The following is a 19900-nucleotide window of genomic DNA, read 5'->3' on the forward strand; positions in this document are numbered from 1 at the left end:
CTCGGTAATGTTCGGACCATGGCTCGAGTATTCCCGTTCGTGATCGCGGCGTTGCTCAGCGTCGTCGTGCTGTTCACCCCCGAGTCAGGTGTGCCGAGCTCGCCACCAGGTACGGACAAGGTGGTCCACACGCTGCTGTTCGCGCTGCTCGCGTTCACCGGCCTGTACGCGAAAATTCCTCACATTTTGCCGTTGCTGGTGATCTACGCAGGAGTTTCGGAGGTGCTCCAGCAGCTGGTCACGCCCCTGCACCGCAGCGGCGACGTGCTCGACGCGCTGGTGGACGTCGTCGGGATCGGCCTGGGCTGGGCTACCGCGACCTGGTGGACTCGCTCACGCCGACGTGGTCCTCGCACCACGCGTTGAAGTCCCTGAGCTGCCTCCACGACTTGCGCACCCGGTCGAGGCAGCCCGGCTCGTGCAGCACGTCGTCCGGCTCCCAGACCTTGCGGACGTAGATCGAGCGGTGCTTGAGCAGGTCGAGGTGCGGGTGGTCGTCGGCGAACCCGCGCGGCTTCGACTTCATCACGTCGCCCGCGAGCGTCCACCCCTGCTTGACCAGCTTGTCCACGATCTTGCGCAGCAGGACGCCGTGCGCGCCGACCGAGGCCCGGTACCGGGCGAGCTGGTCCGGCTGCATGTGGAACGAGCCGCCGCCGGTCATCAGGCCCTCGGGGCTGAGCTGCACGTAGTACGCGCCGCCGCCGCGGCCCTTCTCGATGACGCCGCCGCAGTGGTCCTTGTACGGCGTCTTGTCCTTGGCGAACCGCACGTCGCGGTACGGCCGGAACACCTTGCCCTCGCCGAACTCCTTCTCCAGCGCGAGCAGCAGCGCCTCCATCGGAGCCCGCACGTCGCGCAGGTAGGTCTCCTTGTTGTCGTCCCAGTACGCCTTCGTGTTGTCCAGGACCAGGCCGTCGTAGAAGTCAATGGCGTACTCGCCGAAACCGTCGAACGTCACCGAGTCAGCCTAGGCGGATCGCCCATGTGCGTGAAAATTCGTTTGAGAACACACAATCAGGCCATAATCCGGTGAATGCCCCGCCGTATCAACGCGCTCGCGACCTGGCTCCTCCAACTCGGGCCGGACGAGGTGGCCGCGATACTCCTGTACCGCCGTGACGTCGCCGACCGCTTCATCCGGACGTTGAAGGACCTCGCGACGCAGCTGACCGACTCCGACTCGGTGCACGCCGTCGAGGACACGCTGGACCAGGGCGCGCTCGACGTGCTCGGCGCGATCGTGGCGCAGAACAACACCGGGACCGTCGACTCGGTGTGTGCCGAACTGCACTGCACGGTCCCTGATTTCGAACGGGCGCTCGGTGAGCTGAAGCAGCGGGCGCTGGCCTGGCCGGAGGGCTCACGGCTGATCGCGGTGAACTCGGTGCGGACGAGCGGCGCGGCGCAGGGCGAGCTGACGTTACGACCGAAGGCCCCCGGTAGGCGCAAGGCGTCCGGGATCTCGCCGATCGTGCCCGCGATGTCCACTGTGGACGGGGTGGCGCGGCTGCTCGCGTACTGCGAGCAGGACACGTTCGACGCCCGCTACACCGGTGGCGTGGCGACCGTGGAGATCCGGCGGGTAGCGCGGGCGTTGCGGGTCTCGGACGGCGTGCTGCGGCTGTGGCTGGAGCTCGCGGCCGAGGCCCAGCTGGTCGGCGTGGAACGGTCGCGGCTGCTGCCGACGAACCAGGGTGACGCGTGGCTCGACTCGCAGCCGGGTCCGCGGCTCGCGGCGCTGGTCGCGGCGTGGCGGCGGATGGACTGGCGGCCGGAACCGGACCAGGCGCGGGCGGCGTTGCGCGACTACACCGGTGCCGCCGGGCTGGTGCTGCGCCGCGGCGCGCTGGAGCGGTTCTCGGCGGAGGAATCCTTCACGAACATCAACGAACTCGTCGACGATCTCGTCTGGGAACGCCCTGCCGTGCACGACCCGCGGGCGACGGCGGCGGTGATCAGCGAGATGGAGTCGCTGGGACTGGTGGCCGGCGGCGCGCTCACGCCGTTGGGCGTGGCGGTGCTGCACGACGGTGACGTCGACGCCGCCGCCGATGAGCTGATGCCCCCGGCGACGGAGAAGGCCGCGTTCCAGACGGACATGACCGCGGTGGTGAACGGGCTGCCGTCACCGGAGCTGAGCGCGACGCTGAACCTGGTGGCGGACCTGGAGGACAACGACGCCGCACGGGTGTGGCGCCTGTCCGCCGGGTCGGTGCGGCGCGCCCTGGACTCGGGGCTGTCCGCCGACGAGGTGCTCACGAAGCTGAACGCCGTGTCGGAGGCCGCGTTGCCGCAGGTGATCGAGTACCAGGTGCAGGACGTGGCGCGGCGGCACGGGCAGCTGACGGTGACGGACGTCGCGAGCTGTGTGCGGGGCTCGGATCCCACGCTGTTGCAGGAGATCGCCAGGTCGAAGCGGCTCGCGTCGCTGAAGCTGCGGTTCCTCGCGCCGACCGTGCTGGCGTCGGCCCAGCCGATGGCCGAGACGCTCGCGGCGTTGCGCCGGTGCGGATACGCGCCGACCGGGCTGGACGCCGGTGACAAGTCCATTGTGGAGAGGGTCGGCCGGCTGCGGGCGTCCGCCCGGGGCGAGCGCAAGCCGGAGCGGTGGTGGCGCACCGAGATGAACGACCTGGAGCTGACCCAGCTCGCGGTGCGGCTGGTGGAGCAGGAACGGCCGAGCGTCGGACCCGGCGCGCCGCGGGCCAACGCGGCGCGGATGCTGCGCGACCAGAACGTCTTCCTGCGTGACGAGGAGGTCGTGCTGCTGTCGTCGGCGCTGGTCGACGGGAGCCGCGTCGAGATCAAGTACGCGACCGGGCCACGCCGGACCGACACGCACGTGATCGTGCCGACCAAGCACCTCGAAGGCGTGCTGAGCGCGGACTGCGAGGACGGGACGAGCAGGGAGTTCGACATCGGGCACGTCCGCAAGGTCGCGCTACCAGAATGAACAGCTGGTGAAGTCCTCCGGCGTGCGGTGATCACCTGCTGATACTGGACGTGTGGCCGACCCGTTTTCCGCCGGACTGCTGATGGTGCTGGAGACCGTGCTGGAGCGCGTGCTGCTCGGTCTCTTCGACGTCGTGCACAGAGGCGCCAAGGACAAGAAGCGCCAGCGCGAGCTGACCAGGCCGGGACCGCTGGTCGAGCGGGTCAGCTCGGAGCTCGCGCGCGGCGAGCTGAGTGCCGTCGAGCAGCACGAGTGGCAGGCCGCCGTGGAGGCGGCGCGCGAGTCCATCGAGGCCGCGCTGCCGTTGCGCCCGGAGGAGGCGCTGCGGGTGATGCTGACGCCCGAGTCGCTGCGCGCCCACGTGATGTCCAAGTCGGAGCAGATCCGGCGGGCGGCGGGGCTGTCCGAGCAGGCGACGGCCGTCTACGACGCGTTGCTGCTGAGGGTGTGCGTCGCGGTCGTCGAACTGGTGTGGTCGCAGCCGGAGTACGCGCGGCGGCTCGCGGTGGAGATGTACCGGATGGGCCGGGCGACCGCCGACGCCGTGGCACGGCTCGCGGACCAGCGGCAACTCGCGCTGACGGCGTCGCATCGGGACTTCGAGGACCGCTACGCCGACCAGGTCGCGCACGCGCTGGGCGGGCTGGAGCTGTTCGGGGTGTCGCGCGGGCGGGCGCCGCGGCGGCAGTCGTTCGACACCTCGTACGTGTCGCTGGCGGTGGCGCGGGTCGGGGACACCGACGAGCTGACCGGGGCCGGGCTGCCGGTGGCGGCGGCGCTGGCGGACACGCCTCGGGTGCTGATCCGGGGCGGCGCCGGCGCGGGCAAGACGACGTTCCTGCGCTGGCTCGCGATGAACGCGCTGGGCGAGACGCGGACCTCGGGCAACGAGTGGCTCGGGCTGGTGCCGTTCTTCGTGCCGCTGCGGCAGTACGCGTCGCTGCCGAAGCCGGAGGAGTTCATCTCGTCGACCGCCTCGATGATCGAGGAGGAGAAGCCGTCCGGGTGGGTCACCGCGCGACTCAAGGAGGGGCGCGCGGTCGTCCTGATCGACGGTGTGGACGAGCTGGTGTGGGAGCGGCGGGCCGAGGCCCGGCTGTGGCTGGAGAAGCTGGTCAACGCCTATCCGGACGCCCGGTACGCGATCACGACCCGGCCGGCCGCGGTGCCGGAGGACTGGCTGGAGGATGTCGGCTTCAGCGCGTTCGACCTGTTGCCGTTGAGCGACAAGGGTGTGCGCGACTTCGTGGAGGCCTGGCACACCGCCGCCCGCGACGAGCCGGGGCTGACGCGGGACGCGCGGGTGTGGCTGACCGAGTGCGAGGCACGGCTGGTGGCGACGCTCGTGAAGCGGCCGGACCTGCGGCGACTGGCGTCGAGCCCGTTGCTCGCAGGCCTGTTGTGCGCGTTGCACCAGGACCGGAACATGCATCTGCCACGCGATCGCCGATCGCTGTACGAGGCCGCGCTGGACCTGTTGCTGGTGCGGTGGGACGAGGACCGCGGGCTCGCGCTGCCGTCGTTCTCCAAGGAGGAGCAGCTCGTTCTGCTGCAACGGTTCGCGTACTCGCTCGTGCGCAACCGCGAGCTGATGGTTCCCCGCGAGGAGGCCGTGCACCGGCTCGGGAACGCGATGCGCGGGTTGCGGTCGCACGACATCGACCCGGACGAGGCGATGCAGCGGTTGCTCGAACGGGCCGGGCTGCTGCGGGAGGTGGCGTCCGAACGCGTGCAGTTCGTGCACCGGACGTTCCGGGACTACCTGGCGGCCAAGGAGGTCGTGGACGCCGGTGACCTGAACCTGTTGGTGGACAGGGCACATCTGGACGAGTGGCACGACGTCGTGGTGATGGCGGTCGCGCACGCCCGGCCGCGCGAACGGGCCCGCGTGCTGATGGACCTGCTGGCGGGCAACGACGACACGCGCAAGGACGAACGCGGGCGGGACAAGCTGCGGCTGCTCGCGCTGGCGTGCCTCGACCAGGCCGACGTGATCGAACCGGAGACCGCGCGGGCCCAGGTGACGGCCGCCGCCGCGTCGCTGATCCCGCCGAAGAGCTTCGCGCACGCCGACGCGCTGGCCGAGGCGGGCTCGTTCGTGGTGGACCTGCTGCCGGGTCCGGAGGCCGCCGGGGACTCGGCCGGGGCCGCGTACGTCGTGCGGACGCTGGCCAACATCGGCGGCGAGGCCGCGTGGGAGCGGATCGCGGAGTTCGTGGCCGTCGATCACGCGATGGTCATCGACGAGCTGCTGCGGGCGTGGCGGAACACGCCGGACGCGGAGAAGTACGCGAAGTCCGTGCTGTCCAAAGTGGATTTCGGTGACCGGCGGGTGGACGTCCGCGGCTGGCACCGAATCCAGTTCATCATGCACCTGGAGAAGCTGCGGTACGTGCGGTGCATCGGCAACATCAACCCGCTCGACCCGTTGGGCGGCATGCCGTCGCTGCACCGGCTGGAGCTGTGGCAGAACGAGGTGATGCGCGATCTGTCGCCGTTGGCCGGGTCGCGTTCGCTGAAGGAGCTGCACCTGAGCCGGTGCCGTCCGCTCGGGCGGATCGACCTGTCGCCGGTGAGGGACCTGGACGAGCTGCACCTGCACTTCAGCCGGGTCGAGCTGGACTCGCTGGAGGGCGGTGCGCTGCGGCGCCTGCAGATCCGCGACTCGGTCACCGACGAGGGGCTGGGCGCGTTGCCAGGCCTGCCCGCGTTGCGCGAACTGGCGATCGACCACCGCCCGCCCTACTCGCTGGCGGGGTTGGAGCGGTGGCCGACCATCACGACGCTGGAGGTGTTCGGCGTACCGGCGGCGGACGACCTGCACGTCCTGCCGGTGCTGGAGCACCTCGTGGTGCATCAGCCGGAATCGGCTGCCCGGCTGGAGGAGCTGCGCGGGCAACTGCCAGGGGTGCGCGTCACGACGTGACGCCGGGCCGGCGGACGTGTCACCACTGGATGTCGGTCAGGCTGTCCAGCGGCTTGCGCTCAGCCTCGTCCAGCAGCTGCACCGACGCGGTGTCGGCGGCGTGCAGCTCGGCGGGGAAGGTGAGGCTCACGCGCTTCTCCAGCTCGGTCAGCGACACCTGGAACACCCGGAACTCGTCCAGGTCGAGAGCCTCGGCCAGGACGATGTTCTGGGTGAGCAGGAACGCGCTGCAGCGCAGCTCGCCGTCCACCACGAACGCGATCGCCTTGTAGAACTCACGCGGGATCGCGACGCTGCGGAACACCCTGTCGTCGGCGTTGAAGACCGGGCCGCCGTAGACGCTGACCTTGAGGTTGTCCACGTCGACGTCGGCGAGCACCGCGTCCTCGAGCCGGCCCCAGAGGCCTTCCTTGGTGCTCTGGTTGAAGTCGTCCATCTGCGGCGTGATGTTCGTGAAGAAGAACGAGTCCCTGTTCGCCTTCTGCGCCTCGGCCTTCGGGCCCCAGCACAGGTCGGCGCGACGCGCGAGGTGGCCGCGGTCGAGCCTGTTGTCGCGGTAGAGCTCGTCGCCGGTCTGGAACCCGGCCGGGACGCGCGGGTCCTTGACGAACGGGATGTTGCTGCGGCTCAGGGCCTTCATCTCGCCGCCGTCGATGTTCCACGCGACCCAGCTCGCGAACTTGCGCGACTTGCTCATCGCGAGTGAGAAGTGCGTGTAGTCGATCGTGGTCGAGCCGTCGAGCTCGACCGCGTCGGCCGCTCCCGAGTCGGTCAGGACCGGGATCCCGGCAGTCGTGCCGAGGAACTTCGCGTCGAAGCCTGCGCTGGTCATGTGTCGCCCCCTACTGGTTCATCTTCAGGGTCGACATCTCTCACAGAGCCGTTAGCCAGATACACCCGAACGGCCTAGTGTTCATCAGCTCTTCTTGACCAGTTTCCCGTCCGCGGCGATCGCGAACCACTCTTCGTCGACGCCTTGGCCGTTGACGTCGCCGGCGACCTGGTCTCCCACGTAGTAGTAGAGCGGCCACTTTCCGTACACAGCCTGCGAGCTCTCGTCGATCTGCGAGACGAGCTGCACGTCGGCGCCGTCCTTGGCGTCTACTTTGGACTCGGCGGTGAGCGCGGGCCACACGGCGATGCAGTCGGCGTCGCACGCGCTGGACTTGTTCTCGTCCTTGGTGAAGGCGTAGAGCGTCCGTCCCGTTTGGTCGACGAGGATCGGTCCGAGGTCGGACTGCGCGATCTTCACCTCGACCTTCACCGGGGCCTCCTGCCGCGAATCCTGTTGCGGTGCCTCGTTTCCGCAGGCAGCCAGTCCGGCGAGCAGCACCGGCAGCAGCAGAATTCCCATACGTGCGCGCATCTTCGTCTCCTCGCGGGGTGTGTCCTGTTCCGACGTTGACACGTAATGAGACGCCCTTCGGTTCAGCGGAGAATTCCTTGAACCGAATCTGACCGACGTCCGTGTTGGTCATGTCGGGTCCGCCAGACCCCCCGACTCCCACAGCGGAGCCTTGGAGTACATCCCATGCCTGTCAACAAAAACGTCGCTGCCGCATGCCTTCTGGGCGCCACACTCGGACTCGCCGTGGTGACGCCGGCGTCCGCCGCCCAGGACGCGGTCACCGTGAAGATCACGAACACCGCCGGCTACGAGGCGAGCTTCTGCGCCGCCGACCAGCTGGAAGGCCGCTGCCTCGACGGCGCCAAGAAGGGCGAGTCGCGCACCTTCACCGTGAAGCCCGGCCGCGGCCAGATCGAGGTCCGCGTGGTCGTGAAGAACGGCGGCTCTGCCTTCGAGTTCTTCACCGCCGACGGCCCCACCCTGAACATCGACGCCGGTGGTTCCGCGCAGAAGCCGACCGCCACGAAGTCCGGCGGCGCACCGGACCACGGCGCCGGGCACGGCGGCCACAGCACGGCCCCGCCCGCGCCCGGTCAGACCACGCCGCAGGCCCCGAACCAGCCGGTCAAGCCCGCCACCGGCAAGCCCGTGTTCTTCTCCGCGGAGCTGGACGGCCGCCAGGAGGTCCCGACCGCCGGCGGCCCGGCCGTGGGCGACGCGGACGCCTCGGCGAAGGCGCTGGTCGAGGTGCGCGGCGACCGCGTGACGTTCGCACTGGAGTGGAAGAAGACGGCCCAGCTCACCCTCGGCCACATCCACCAGGGCGCTGCGGGCCAGAACGGCGCGGTCAAGGTCAACCTCTTCACCACCCCGATGCCCGAGACGCTGGGCGCCGCTGCCGGTCAGACCGTGGTCGACGCCAAGCTCGCCGAGGACATCCGCAAGAACCCGGCCGGCTTCTACGTGAACCTGCACAGCACCGAGAAGCCCGGTGGCGCGGTCCGCGGCCAGCTCAAGCCGCTGACCAAGCAGATCAACCCGCTCGACATCATCAAGGGCGGCAAGCTCCGCGCGTTCTCCAACGGCCGCAACGAGGTTCCGGTGCAGAACGGCCCGAAGGTCGGCGACCCGGACGGCCAGGCCATCACGTTCGTGCAGCCCACCGCCACCGGCGTCGACTTCTCGCTGGCCTGGGTGAACGTCGACGCGCCGACCCTCGGCCACGTCCACCAGGGCGCGAAGGGCGTGAACGGCGCCGTGAAGATCACGTTCTTCGGCACCGCCGTCCCGAACGGCATCTTCGCGGTCTCGGGCACGGCCGCCGCCGACAAGGCCACGCTGGACGCGCTTCGCCAGTCGCCCAAGGACTTCTACTCCAACATCCACACGGCGGCGTTCCCCGGTGGTGCGGTGCGCGGGCAGTTCACGACCCACTAGTGACCAACTGAATGAGAGGCGCCGCGACCGCGACCCCCACGGTCGCGGCGCCTTCTGCTACCTGCCGACGAGGTCGACGGTCTTGCCCGCCCGCCGCGACTCGTCGACCCACTGGTCGATCGCCTGTCCGCAGGCCTGGTCGAGGTGCCGGACCCCGCTCAGGTCCATCCGGACGTGCTCGCGGTCGACCCGGTCCAGTTCATCGAGCAACACGGGCAACCGCAGGAAAGTCGCGTTGCCGCGCAACGCCACGCCCTCCGCCGTCACGGTCACCTGCAGCCTGGACACGTCCCAGGCGGTCTTGACGACAGCGGCCAGCAGACCGGCCACGGTGCCCGTCAGGAGATCGGTCGCCACGATGAGACCGGCCGTGAGGACGAAGATGAAGCTCTCAGCCTTGTCGGTGCGCCACGACGTGACGACCTCCCGCAGGCCCAGCAGCTTCCACCCGGCGTGGACCAGGACGGCCGCCAGCACGGCGACCGGGATCAGCGTCAGCAACCCCGGCAGCAGCACCACGAACAGCAGCAGCCACACACCGTGCAGCACCCTGGACGCTTTCGTCCGGGCTCCGGCCGACACGTTGGCCGCGCTGCGCACGATCACCGCCGTCATGGGCAACGCGCCGAGCATGCCGCAGATCGTGTTGCCGACGCCCTGCGCGACCAGTTCCTTGTTGTACCGCGTGCGCGGGCCGCTGTGCATGCGGTCGACGGCTGCCGCGCTGAACATCGACTCCGCCGAGGCGACGAGGGCGAACACCACCGCTGTGCCGATGACTCCGGTGTCCAGCAACGAGAAGTCCGGCAGGTGCACGTCCGTGGAGAGCGTGCCGACCGTGATGCGGTCGACGTCCGACGCGAACACCGCCGCCAGCGCGGTGCAGACGACCACGCCGACCAGGATGCCCGGCACGACCCGCAGCGGAGTTCGCTGCCACAGCAGCATGATCAGCACGGTGAGCAGGCCCAGCGCCAGCGCGGCCGGGGACACCACGAGGTGCCGGAGCTGACCGAGGATCAGCACCAGCCCGATGCCCGCCAGCATGCCCTGCACCACCGACGGCGAGATCGCGCGGAACCACCGTCCGCACCTGGCTAAGCCCAGCGCCACCTGGAGCAGCCCGGCGCCGAGCACGATCACGCCCAGCGCCTGAATTCCGTGCCGGGACACGGCATCCGCCACCAGCACCGTCAGCCCGGCGGCCGGCCCGCTCACCTGCATCGTGCTGCCCGGCAGCAGGCCGACGACGATGCCGCCGACCACGCCGGTCACGATGCCGAGCTCGGCCGGCACCCCGGACGCCACCGCCACGCCCACGCACAACGGCAGCGCCACGAGGAACACTACGACCGACGCGCCGAGATCGGTCCAGTACTTCTTCATCACGTCAGAAACCCCTACAGCGGAAGGAAAGCGTGCTCGGCACACGCGGAGACCTGGCCGGTCTCGATGTCGTAGAACCAGCCGTGGACGCGCAACGAACCCGAAGCGACCTTCTCGGCCACGAACGGGTACGCCAGCAGGGTTTCCAGCTGAACGCGCACGTGGTCCTGTCCTTCCGACCGCATCGCCGGATCGGACGACTTGCGCGGCCGTCCGGGACGCAGCCAGCCGCGCATCGCGGGCAGGTGGTCGATGCCGCCGCCGTTCAACGCGCCCACCGCACCGCAGTGCGAGTGGCCGCAGACGACGATCTCGCTGACACCGAGCTGCAGCACGGCGAACTCGATCGTGGCCATCTCACTGGACGGCGCGGTGAGCGAGTAGGGCGGGATGACGTTGCCCGCGGTGCGGAGCTCGAACAACGAACCGGGTTCGGCACCCGTGATCGCGGCGGTGACGATGCGCGAATCGGCACACGTGATGAACATCGTGGTGGGTTGCTGACCAGCGGCGAGCTTGCGGCCGAGTGCGCGGGAACGCGATGCGGCGTGTGCGCGGGCATGCTGAACAAAGCGATGGAAGTCCATGGGAGTCCCTCACTGCTAAGGAAAAGTGTTTCGGTTTGATCGGGGAGTGGGGACCGATCAGTGTCGGAACACCTGCAGCGCAGGGGGTGTGCGCCAGACCAGTGTTGGTTCGGCGTCGGACACGAGCGCGAGAACACCGGGAACGGCGCGCGGCGTGAACACCGTGAAGAAGGACGGAGCGGCCACGTTGGACGTCCGGTCGACGGACGCGACCAGCAGACGCAGGCGGCTCGGCTCGCGCTCCTCACGCGGCGCTTCTTCCTTGGGGACAGACGTCTTCGACTTCGGCGGCGGCGCGCCGATCGACACAGTGGACACGGCCGGGGTCAGCACGGCGCACAGGGCGACGATGACAGCGAGAAGAACGCTGCGCATGCTCACACCCCCGACCGAGTTGATCTACGACTATCAGTTTCGCCCAAAGTGGACAAGTTCCGCGATATACGAGACTGACTTTGCCCGCATCACACACAAGTTTCACCCGAAAGGGCTTCTGATTTCACGGAAACGTACGTATGCAGAGAGTGGTCCCGCCGCGTTGTAGATCCGCCAGTCAGTGGACGACCGGCCGCCGATCCCTGCCAGCTCTGCACAATCGGTGACCGAATGCCAAAGGAGACGGTCGTGGCGAGGGTGTTCATCAGCCACGCGACGCAGAATGTGGCGATCGCGACACATATCCGCAACTGGCTCGAAGGTGATCACGAAATCTTCCTGGAAGTGCACCCCGAGGACGGGATCCAGGTCGGCGAGGCGTGGCGCGAGCGTTTGCACCACGAGTTACGCAGGGCGGACGCCGTCGTGTGCGTCATCAGCCAGGCGTCGGTCACGTCGAGCTGGTGCAACGCCGAGATCGCCATCGCGGACGCGCTGGGCACTCTCCTGCTGCCCGTGCAGCTCGACGGCGTCATCCACCCGTTGATCGGGCACCTCAACCACATCCCGCACACCACCGCACGCGAGCACCTGCAAAAGGCGCTGCGGCGGTTCGACACCGGCGGCCGCAAGCTCGCGAAGGACCAGGAACCGTTCCCCGGCCTGGACGCGTTCAGCACGGCGCTGAGCGCGGTGTTCTTCGGCCGTGACGCGGAAACCCGCGCGCTGGCCCGCAAGGTGCGCCGCGGCCCCGGCCTGCTCGCCGTCGTCGGCCCGTCCGGCTGCGGCAAGTCGTCGCTGGTCAGGGCTGGCCTGCTGGCCCAGCTCGCGGACGACCCGCGCTGGCTCGTCATGCCGCCGTGGCTGCCGGGCACCGACCCGCTCGACGCGCTCGCCCGCGCGGTGCGCAAGACCGCCGGCCGAGTCGGTCTCGACTGGACGTTGCGGGAGACCAAGGACCGGCTCGTCCTCGACGGGCTGCGCGGCGTCGCCCAGGAGCTCGTGGACGAGGACCGCAGGCTGCTGATCACCATCGACCAGGCCGAGGAGTTCTTCACCCGTGCCGACGAGAAGGACCGTCAGGTCGTCGCGAACCTGCTCAAGGACGCGCTGGCGGACAACGTGCGGGTGGTCGCGACGCTGCGGTCGGAGTTCCTGGACGACCTGCGGACGTTGCCCGAACTGAGCGGCGTCCACCTCGGCAGCTACGTGCTGGCACCGCTCGCGCGCGAGGTGCTCAACATCGTGATCACCGGCCCTGCCCGCGTGGCCGGGCTCAAGGTGCACCCGGAGCTCGTCGCGTTGCTCGTCGAGGACACGGTGAGCGGCGAGGCGTTGCCGTTGCTCGCGTTCACGTTGCAGCACCTGGCGATGGGCGTGCCCCGAGGCGGCACGCTGTCCAGCGAGCTGTACGAACACCTCGGCGGCGTCCACGGCGCGTTGGCCCGGCACGCCGACGACGTGCTCGACAGTGCCGTCGCGGAAACCGGGATGGGCAAGGAGGAACTGCTCGCCCGGCTCGCGGCCCTGGCCACGCTCGACCACACCGGCAGGCCGACCCGCAAACGCGTCAACATGGCCCAGCTGGACCCGCACGCCCGCGCCGCACTGGAGGTGTTCGTCCGGCACCGCCTGCTCACCGCGAGCGGCGACAAGCAGGGCCGCTGGATCGGCGTGGCGCACGAGGCGTTGTTCACCGAGTGGCGGCCGTTGCGCGGCGCCATCGAGGAACGGCAGATCGGCCTGCGTGCGGCCCAGTCCGTCGAGCTGGACGCCTCGCAGTGGATCGAGGGCGAACGCGCGGACCACTTGCTGCTCAACGAGGACACGTTCGCCGCCATCGCACCGTTGGTGGCGAACGACGACCTCTCCCCCGACGCCCGCCGGTTCCTGGCCGTGAGCCGCAACCGGATCCACACGCTGCAAGGACAACGCCGCCGCGACCGCAGGCGCACGGTCAGCTGTCTGGCGGTGTTCCTCGTGGCCGCGATCGGCGCGGCAGGGCTGGCAGCAGTCCAATGGCACAACGCCAGCGTGGGACGCGACAAGGCCACGGCACGCGCACTCGTGGCACAAGCCCAGGTCGCGCGCACCTCGTCGCCGCGGCTGGCGCTGCGCCTCGGCCTGACCGCGCACGCTCTGGCGCCCAGCTCGGACACGAACGCCGAACTGGCCACCACGTTGCGCGGTTCGTTCGGGCAGGGATCGCCCGGCAGCCTGGTCGGCCACGCCTGCACGGTCGCCGCCGGCGGCCTCAGTCCGCTGGAGTGGCAGCAGTACCTGCCGGAACTGGACTACCGCGACACCTGTGCCCAGGCCGCATAGGCGAACGCCCCGGCCGACGTCGTTGTCGGCCGGGGCGTCATGCTGCTCTCCGCTGATCTGACGCCGTTGTCAGACCACAGCGAGCGGAAGCTGGTTCGGGATGACCGGCGAAGGCAGGTTCGAGGAACCCGTGAGGAACCTGTCCACGGCGTTCGCCACGGACCGCCCCTCGGCGATCGCCCACACCACGAGGGAAGCGCCGCGATGCGCGTCCCCGCAGACGAACACGCCGGGCGCGGTCGTCTGCCAGTCGGAGCCGCACGAGATCGTGCCGCGCGCCGACAGGGAAATGCCCAGGTCGTCCAGAAGGCGCATGTGCTCGACGCCCTCGAAGCCGATCGCCAGCAGCACCATGTCCGCGGGCAGGACCTCGATCTCGTCGGTCAGCGGCACCACGGAACGGCGGCCGGACGAGTCCTTCTCGACGCGCACCTGCTGCAGTTCGATGAAGCGCACGTGCCCGTCGTCGTCACCCACGAAACGCTTGACCGCCACGGTGAAGCGGCGTTCGCCGGCCTCCTCGTGCGCGGGGTACGTGCGCAGGATGTGCGGCCACACCGGCCACGGCGAACGGTCGTCGTCGCGGACGGACGGCGGCATCGGGTACTGGTCGAGCTGCGTCACGGACAGCGCGCCCTGGCGGGTCGCGGTGCCGTAGCAGTCGGCGCCCGTGTCACCACCGCCGATGACGATGACGTGCTTGCCCTCGGCGGAGATCGCGGACGGGCCGTCACCCTCGACGGCGCGGTTCGCGGGGACCAGGTGGTCCATCGCGAGGTGCACGCCCTTGAGCTCACGCCCAGGGGTCGTCTTGTCGTCACGGCCGCGCAGCGCACCCACGGCGAGCACGACCGAGTCGAACTCGGCACGCAGCTCCTCGACCGTGATGTCGACACCGACCTCGCAGCCGGTCACGAACTTCGTGCCCTCCCGGCGAAGCTGGGACAGGCGACGGTCGAGGATCTTCTTCTCCATCTTGAACTCGGGGATGCCGTACCGCAGCAGGCCACCGAGCCGGTCGTCCCGTTCGTACACAACGACCTCGTGGCCCGCGCGGGCCAGCTGCTGCGCGGCGGCGAGTCCGGCGGGACCGGAGCCGACGATCGCGACGCGCTTGCCCGAGGACACGGTCGCCTGGATCGGCTGCACGTAGCCGTTCTCCCACGACACGTCCGCGATGGTCTCCTCGACCCGCTTGATCGCGACGGCACCACCGGCGTCGTGCGAGATCGCCAGCACGCAGGCGGCCTCACACGGTGCCGGGCACAGACGACCCGTGAACTCCGGGAAGTTGTTGGTGGCGTGCAGGCGGTCCGAGGCGAGCTCCCAGTCGCCGCGGCGCACCAGGTCGTTCCACTCGGGGATCAGGTTCCCGAGTGGACAGCCCGCGGTTCCGCTGTGGCAGAAGGGAATGCCGCAGTCCATGCACCGCGTGGCCTGCGTGCGCACCGCGTTGTTGCGCTCGACGGGGTCCTCGTGGAGGTAGACCTCGTTCCAGTCCTGCAACCGTTCCGGCTTCGGGCGCTTGGGCGCGTCGGAACGGGTGTGCTTCATAAAACCCTGTGGATCAGCCACGGGACGCCTCCATGACAGCCGCGTCAACGTCCCGGCCCTCGGCGCGCGCCAGACGCATCGCGTCCATCACTCGCTGGAAGTCACCGGGCATGACCTTCGTGAACGCACCGGCTCGCCGGGTCCAGTCACCGAGCAACGACGCGGCGACGGCGGAACCCGTCGCCTGCTGGTGCTTGGTGATGGCGTCCTTGAGCCAACGCAGGTCCTCGGCGTTGAGGCGCTGCAGTTGCACCATCTCCTGGTTCACCGACAACGGGTCCAGGTCGAGCACGTACGCGATACCGCCGGACATGCCGGCCGCGACGTTGCGCCCGGTCGGCCCGAGCACCACTGCCCGGCCACCGGTCATGTACTCGAACGCGTGGTCGCCCACACCCTCGGCCACCAGCAGCGCGCCGGAGTTGCGGACGCAGAAGCGTTCGCCGACACGCCCGCGCAGGAAGATCTCGCCGGACGTGGCGCCGTAGCCGATCACGTTGCCCGCGATCACCTGGTCCTCGGCGCGGAACGGCGCGTCCTCGAACGGCCGGACGATGATCCGTCCGCCGGACAGGCCCTTGCCGACGTAGTCGTTCGCGTCGCCGACCATCTCGAGCGTGATGCCGCGCGGCAGGAACGCGCCGAGCGACTGGCCGGCCGACCCGGTCAGCCTGACCTGGATCGTGTCGTCCTCCAGGCCCTCGCCGCCGAAGCGACGGGTGACCTCGGCGCCGAGCAGCGTGCCGACGGTGCGGTTGACGTTGCGGACGGGCAGCTCCAGCTTGACCTGGTGCGCGTCCTCCAGCGCCGCCTCCGCGAGCTGGATCAGCGTGCGGTCCAGGGCCTTGTCGAGGCCGTGGTCCTGGTCGCGGATCTTGCGCTTCGCCGTCGGGTACGGGGTCTCCGGCACCTCGAAGACCGGGTCCAGGTTCAGGCCCGCGGTCTTCCAGTGCTCGATCGCCTCGTCCTTGTCGAGCAGCTCCGCGTGACCGACGGCCTCGTCGATCGTGCGGAACCCGAGCTCGGCCAGGATCTCGCGGGCCTCCTGCGCGATGAACTCGAAGAAGTTCACGACGTGGTCGGCCTGGCCGGTGTAGCGGGCGCGCAGGTCGGGGTTCTGCGTGGCGACGCCGACCGGGCACGTGTCCAGGTGGCAGACGCGCATCATCACGCAGCCCGCGACGATCAGCGGTGCCGTGGCGAAGCCGAACTCCTCCGCGCCCAGCAGTGCGGCCACGACCACGTCCCGGCCGGTGCGCATGGCGCCGTCGACCTGGACGGTGATGCGGTCGCGCAGGCCGTTGAGCAGCAACGTCTGCTGGGTCTCGGCGAGGCCGATCTCCCACGGCGTTCCAGCGTGCTTGAGCGAGTTCATCGGCGAGGCGCCGGTGCCGCCGTCGTAGCCGGAGATCAGCACGACGTCCGCGTGAGCCTTGGCCACGCCGGCCGCGACCGTGCCCACACCGATCGACGAGACGAGCTTCACGTGAACCCGAGCCTGCTCGTTCGCGTTTTTAAGATCGTGGATGAGTTGCGCCAGATCCTCGATCGAGTAGATGTCGTGGTGCGGCGGCGGCGAGATCAGACCGACGCCCGGCGTGGAGTGCCGGGTGCGTGCGATCCACGGGTAGACCTTGAAGCCGGGCAGCTGACCGCCCTCGCCGGGCTTCGCGCCCTGCGCCATCTTGATCTGGATGTCCGTGGAGTTCACGAGGTACTCGCTCGTGACGCCGAACCGTCCACTCGCGACCTGCTTGACCGCGGAACGCCGCTCCGGGTCGTACAGGCGCTCGCGGTCCTCGCCGCCCTCACCGCTGTTCGACCTACCGCCGAGACGGTTCATCGCGATGGCAAGGGTCTCGTGCGCCTCGGCCGAGATCGAGCCGTACGACATGGCGCCGGTGTTGAAGCGCTTGACGATCGAGCTGACGGGCTCGACCTCGTCGATCGGGATCGGCGTGCGGCCCTCGCTCCGGAACTTGAACAGCCCGCGCAACGTGCCGCCCTGCCGGGAGATGCGCTCGACCTCCGCCGTGTACTGGCGGAAGACGTCCTCCTTGCGCGTCTTCGTGGCGTGCTGCAGCAGGAACACCGTCTCCGGCGTGAACAGGTGCAGCTCGCCTTCGCGGCGGTAGGAGTACTCGCCGCCGACTTCCAGCCTGCGGTGCGCGCGGTCGGTCGGGTTGTCCGGGTACGCGCGGCGGTGGCGGACGGCCACCTCCTCGGCAAGCACGTCCAGGGCGACGCCGCCGAGCTTGGACTGCGTGCCGGTGAAGTACTCGTCCAGCAGGTCGTTCGACAGGCCGACCGCCTCGAAGATCTGCGCCGCGGTGTAGGCACCGACGGTCGAGATGCCCATCTTCGACATGATCTTCAGGACGCCCTTGACGAGCGCCTTGACGTAGTTGCGGACCGCCTTGTGAGCGCGGACGCCGGAGATGGCGCCCTGGCTGATCAGGTCCTCGATCGTCTCGAACGCGAGGTACGGGTTCACCGCGGCGGCACCGTAGCTGAGCAGGGCGGCGACGTGGTGGACCTCGCGGCAGTCACCGGACTCGACCACCAGCGCGACCCGCAGACGTTCCTTGGTGCGCACCAGGTGGTGGTGCACCGAGGACACGAGCAGCAGCGACGGGATCGGCGCCATGCGGTGGTCCGAGTCGCGGTCGCTCAGCACCAGCGTACGAGCGCCGTTCGCGATGGCCTCCGACGCCTCGCGACGCACGCGCTCGATCGCGGCGGTGAGCGCCTCGCCGCCGCCGTCCACTTCGTACAGTCCAGACAGGACGGTGCAGGCGAAGCCCGGCAGGTCACCGTCGTCGTTGATGTGGATGAGCTTGGCGAGCTCGTCGTTGTCGATGACCGGGTAGTCGAGCGTCACGTGGCGGCACGAGACGGGGCCGGGGTCGAGCAGGTTCTGCTCGGGGCCCATCACGCGCTTGACGGACGTGACGATCTCTTCGCGGATCGCGTCCAGCGGCGGGTTCGTGACCTGTGCGAAGTTCTGCACGAAGTAGTCGTAGAGCAGCCGGGAACGCTGGCTGAGCGCCGCGACCGGTGTGTCCGTGCCCATCGACGCCAGCGGCTCCATGCCCATGATCGACATGGGCGTGAGCAGGATCCGCAGCTCCTCCTCGGTGTAGCCGAAGGTGAGCTGGCGGCGCACGACCGACTCGTGGCTCTGCACCACGTGCTCGCGGTCCGAGAGGTCGGCCAGGTCGAGCAGGCCGGCGTGCAGCCACTCGTCGTAGGGCGACTCCGAGGCGAGCCCCGACTTGAACTCCTCGTCGTCGACGATGCGGCCCTGCGCGGTGTCCACCAGGAACATGCGACCCGGCTGCAGGCGGCCCTTCGCGACCACCTGGTCGGACGGCACGTCGAGCACGCCGGTCTCGGACGCCAGAACCACTCGGCCGTCGGCGGTCTGCCACCAGCGGGCAGGACGCAGGCCGTTGCGGTCGAGGACCGCGCCGACGAGCGTGCCGTCGGTGAAGGTGACACAGGCCGGGCCGTCCCACGGCTCCATGAGGCTCGCGTGGAACTGGTAGAACGCGCGGCGCTTCGGGTCCATCGTGGCGTGGTTCTCCCACGCCTCCGGGATCATCATCAGCACCGCGTGCGGCAGGCTGCGGCCGCCGAGGTGCAGCAGCTCCAGCACCTCGTCGAACGACGCCGAGTCCGAGCCGTCCGGGTTGCAGATCGGGAACAGCCGGGCGAGGTCGCCCGGGATGAGTTCGCTGTCCAGCAACGCCTCGCGGGCACGCATGCGGTTGCGGTTGCCGCGGACGGTGTTGATCTCACCGTTGTGCGCGACGAACCGGAACGGGTGCGCGAGCGGCCACGACGGGAAGGTGTTCGTGGAGAAACGACTGTGCACCAACGCGATCGCAGAGTAGAGGCGCTCGTCGTGCAGGTCGGGGAAGAACGCCGGCAGCTGCTCGGTCGTCAGCATTCCCTTGTAGACGATCGTTCGCGCCGACAGCGAAGGGAAGTAGACACTGCCCTCGTGCTCCACCCGCTTGCGCAGGCAGAAAGCCAGGCGGTCCAGGGCGATCCCGGCCTCGTCGCGCGTGCCCTTCACGAAGAGCTGCGCGAAGTGCGGCGCCACCGACATCGCGGTCGGGCCGACGTTGGCCTTCTCCGGGTCGGTCGGGACGTCGCGCCAGCCGAGAACGACGAGGCTCTCCTCTTCCGCGATGCGTTCGATCTCCTGCATCGCGGCGACGCGTTCTTCGGATTCAAACGGAAGAAAGGCGATTCCCGCCGCGTACTGGTCACGCTCGGGAAGGTCGAAATCGACCACAGCACGCAGGAACTCGTCCGGCAGCTGCAGAAGAATGCCAGCACCGTCACCCGAAGTGGGTTCGGCGCCCGCGGCGCCCCGGTGCTCCAGGTTCGCGAGCGCCGTCAAGGCATCGACGACGATGCCGTGGGAGCGCCTGCCCTGGATGTCGGCCACCATGGCGACGCCGCACGCGTCGCGCTCATCAGCCGGGTCGTAAAGACCCTGGGGGCCGGGGATGGCGGAGAAGATCACTGCGCAGACCTCCTTCGTCGTCCTCGCTAAAGAACAATGTCCTCGTGCTCAGACCTCGAACCAACAAGGGAGCACGGGACGACGATGGCCCGCGTGTTGACGCGACTTTAACAGCCGCGAAACCCAGGGACACCCGCCAATGGGTGATCTAGGTCATGGATGTGTAACGATTCCCGGCTGGGGAGCGACATTGCGGCCAACGTCGGCGTTCGTTACAGCCGGGTAAGCGTAACCGAACGTTCAACATCGGCCAGCCGGATGAGAGTTGCGCGACATTCCCGGTTTGCCACTGGATGAGCTGGGTACCCACACGTTTTCGCTGGTCGAGCCATTGTCGTCCCAGTTAGCGGACGCTCACTCGAAACCGGCCACAGCCGCCGGGCCACTGTCCACTGGGGCAGACCGCGACTGTTCCCTGCCAAACGAGACCGAGGCCCCGTTCACCCCACGCCGCATGCGGGGAGAGCGG

13 protein-coding genes are annotated in these 19900 nt (G+C 69.3%); 5 read left to right on the forward strand and 8 right to left on the reverse strand.

Annotated elements, in window-relative coordinates; genetic code table 11:
• Positions 1-18: 18 nt before the first annotated feature.
• Positions 19-366, forward strand: coding sequence for a VanZ family protein (locus BM417_RS21725; RefSeq protein WP_093597206.1), 348 nt, complete (start codon positions 19-21; stop codon positions 364-366).
• On the opposite strand, the gene BM417_RS21730 is transcribed toward BM417_RS21725, so the two are convergent.
• Positions 311-961, reverse strand: coding sequence for a DUF2461 domain-containing protein (locus tag BM417_RS21730; RefSeq protein ID WP_093597209.1), 651 nt, complete (start codon positions 959-961; stop codon positions 311-313). The two genes, BM417_RS21725 and BM417_RS21730, sit on opposite strands and share 56 nt — an antisense overlap.
• A gap of 75 nt (positions 962-1036) precedes the next feature.
• Between BM417_RS21730 and BM417_RS21735 the strand changes: the two genes are divergently transcribed.
• Both BM417_RS21735 and BM417_RS21740 read left to right on the forward strand, forming a co-directional pair.
• Positions 1037-2956 (forward strand): helicase-associated domain-containing protein, encoded by a 1920-nt coding sequence (locus BM417_RS21735; protein WP_093597211.1) that lies wholly within the window; start codon positions 1037-1039, stop codon positions 2954-2956.
• A gap of 52 nt (positions 2957-3008) precedes the next feature.
• On the forward strand, positions 3009-5882 hold the full coding sequence (locus BM417_RS21740; protein ID WP_093597214.1) for an NACHT domain-containing protein: 2874 nt from the start codon (positions 3009-3011) through the stop codon (positions 5880-5882).
• A 19-nt stretch (positions 5883-5901) separates the two neighbouring features.
• Here the strand turns inward: BM417_RS21740 and BM417_RS21745 are convergent, their stop codons facing one another.
• Both BM417_RS21745 and BM417_RS21750 read right to left on the reverse strand, forming a co-directional pair.
• Complete coding sequence (locus tag BM417_RS21745) at positions 5902-6714, reverse strand: DNA/RNA non-specific endonuclease (RefSeq protein WP_093597217.1); 813 nt, start codon at positions 6712-6714, stop codon at positions 5902-5904.
• An 84-nt stretch (positions 6715-6798) separates the two neighbouring features.
• On the reverse strand, positions 6799-7248 hold the full coding sequence (locus BM417_RS21750; protein ID WP_143138747.1) for a COG4315 family predicted lipoprotein: 450 nt from the start codon (positions 7246-7248) through the stop codon (positions 6799-6801).
• 165 nt (positions 7249-7413) lie between these two features.
• Between BM417_RS21750 and BM417_RS21755 the strand changes: the two genes are divergently transcribed.
• Positions 7414-8667, forward strand: a complete 1254-nt coding sequence (locus BM417_RS21755) for a CHRD domain-containing protein (RefSeq protein WP_093597223.1) — start codon at positions 7414-7416, stop codon at positions 8665-8667.
• 57 nt (positions 8668-8724) lie between these two features.
• Here BM417_RS21755 and BM417_RS21760 read toward each other — a convergent pair whose 3' ends face one another.
• Genes BM417_RS21760 through BM417_RS21770 form a run of 3 tightly spaced genes read right to left on the reverse strand, consistent with a single transcriptional unit; the run spans position 8725 to position 11015 of the window.
• On the reverse strand, positions 8725-10053 hold the full coding sequence (locus BM417_RS21760) for a SulP family inorganic anion transporter (RefSeq protein WP_093597225.1): 1329 nt from the start codon (positions 10051-10053) through the stop codon (positions 8725-8727).
• Positions 10054-10067: 14 nt separating this feature from the next.
• On the reverse strand, positions 10068-10640 hold the full coding sequence (locus tag BM417_RS21765; RefSeq protein WP_093597228.1) for a carbonic anhydrase: 573 nt from the start codon (positions 10638-10640) through the stop codon (positions 10068-10070).
• A 57-nt stretch (positions 10641-10697) separates the two neighbouring features.
• Positions 10698-11015: a hypothetical protein gene (locus tag BM417_RS21770; protein ID WP_093597231.1), complete on the reverse strand. Its 318-nt coding sequence runs from the start codon at positions 11013-11015 to the stop codon at positions 10698-10700.
• Positions 11016-11264: 249 nt separating this feature from the next.
• Here BM417_RS21770 and BM417_RS21775 point away from each other — a divergent pair, with 249 nt between their 5' ends.
• Positions 11265-13340, forward strand: a complete 2076-nt coding sequence (locus BM417_RS21775) for a toll/interleukin-1 receptor domain-containing protein (protein WP_177320526.1) — start codon at positions 11265-11267, stop codon at positions 13338-13340.
• A gap of 69 nt (positions 13341-13409) precedes the next feature.
• On the opposite strand, the gene BM417_RS21780 is transcribed toward BM417_RS21775, so the two are convergent.
• Positions 13410-14915 carry a glutamate synthase subunit beta gene (locus BM417_RS21780; RefSeq protein WP_093597237.1) on the reverse strand — a complete coding sequence of 502 codons (1506 nt, stop codon included), beginning with the start codon at positions 14913-14915 and terminating at the stop codon, positions 13410-13412.
• Positions 14908-19431 carry a glutamate synthase large subunit gene (gene gltB, locus BM417_RS21785; RefSeq protein ID WP_093597240.1) on the reverse strand — a complete coding sequence of 1508 codons (4524 nt, stop codon included), beginning with the start codon at positions 19429-19431 and terminating at the stop codon, positions 14908-14910. Before gltB ends, BM417_RS21780 begins: the two co-directional genes overlap by 8 nt.
• Between the last annotated feature and the right edge of the window lie 469 nt (positions 19432-19900).

The organism is Lentzea waywayandensis (assembly GCF_900115955.1).
GTDB classification, from domain to species: domain Bacteria; phylum Actinomycetota; class Actinomycetes; order Mycobacteriales; family Pseudonocardiaceae; genus Lentzea; species Lentzea waywayandensis.

Coding starts and splice junctions, on each gene's coding strand:
- BM417_RS21725 (WP_093597206.1), top strand. CDS start 19: ATGGCTCGAGTATTCCCGTTCGTGATCGCGGCGTTGCTCAGCGTCGTC.
- BM417_RS21735 (WP_093597211.1), top strand. CDS start 1,037: ATGCCCCGCCGTATCAACGCGCTCGCGACCTGGCTCCTCCAACTCGGG.
- BM417_RS21745 (WP_093597217.1), bottom strand. CDS start 6,714: ATGACCAGCGCAGGCTTCGACGCGAAGTTCCTCGGCACGACTGCCGGG.
- BM417_RS21750 (WP_143138747.1), bottom strand. CDS start 7,248: ATGCGCGCACGTATGGGAATTCTGCTGCTGCCGGTGCTGCTCGCCGGA.
- BM417_RS21755 (WP_093597223.1), top strand. CDS start 7,414: ATGCCTGTCAACAAAAACGTCGCTGCCGCATGCCTTCTGGGCGCCACA.
- BM417_RS21760 (WP_093597225.1), bottom strand. CDS start 10,053: ATGAAGAAGTACTGGACCGATCTCGGCGCGTCGGTCGTAGTGTTCCTC.
- BM417_RS21765 (WP_093597228.1), bottom strand. CDS start 10,640: ATGGACTTCCATCGCTTTGTTCAGCATGCCCGCGCACACGCCGCATCG.
- BM417_RS21770 (WP_093597231.1), bottom strand. CDS start 11,015: ATGCGCAGCGTTCTTCTCGCTGTCATCGTCGCCCTGTGCGCCGTGCTG.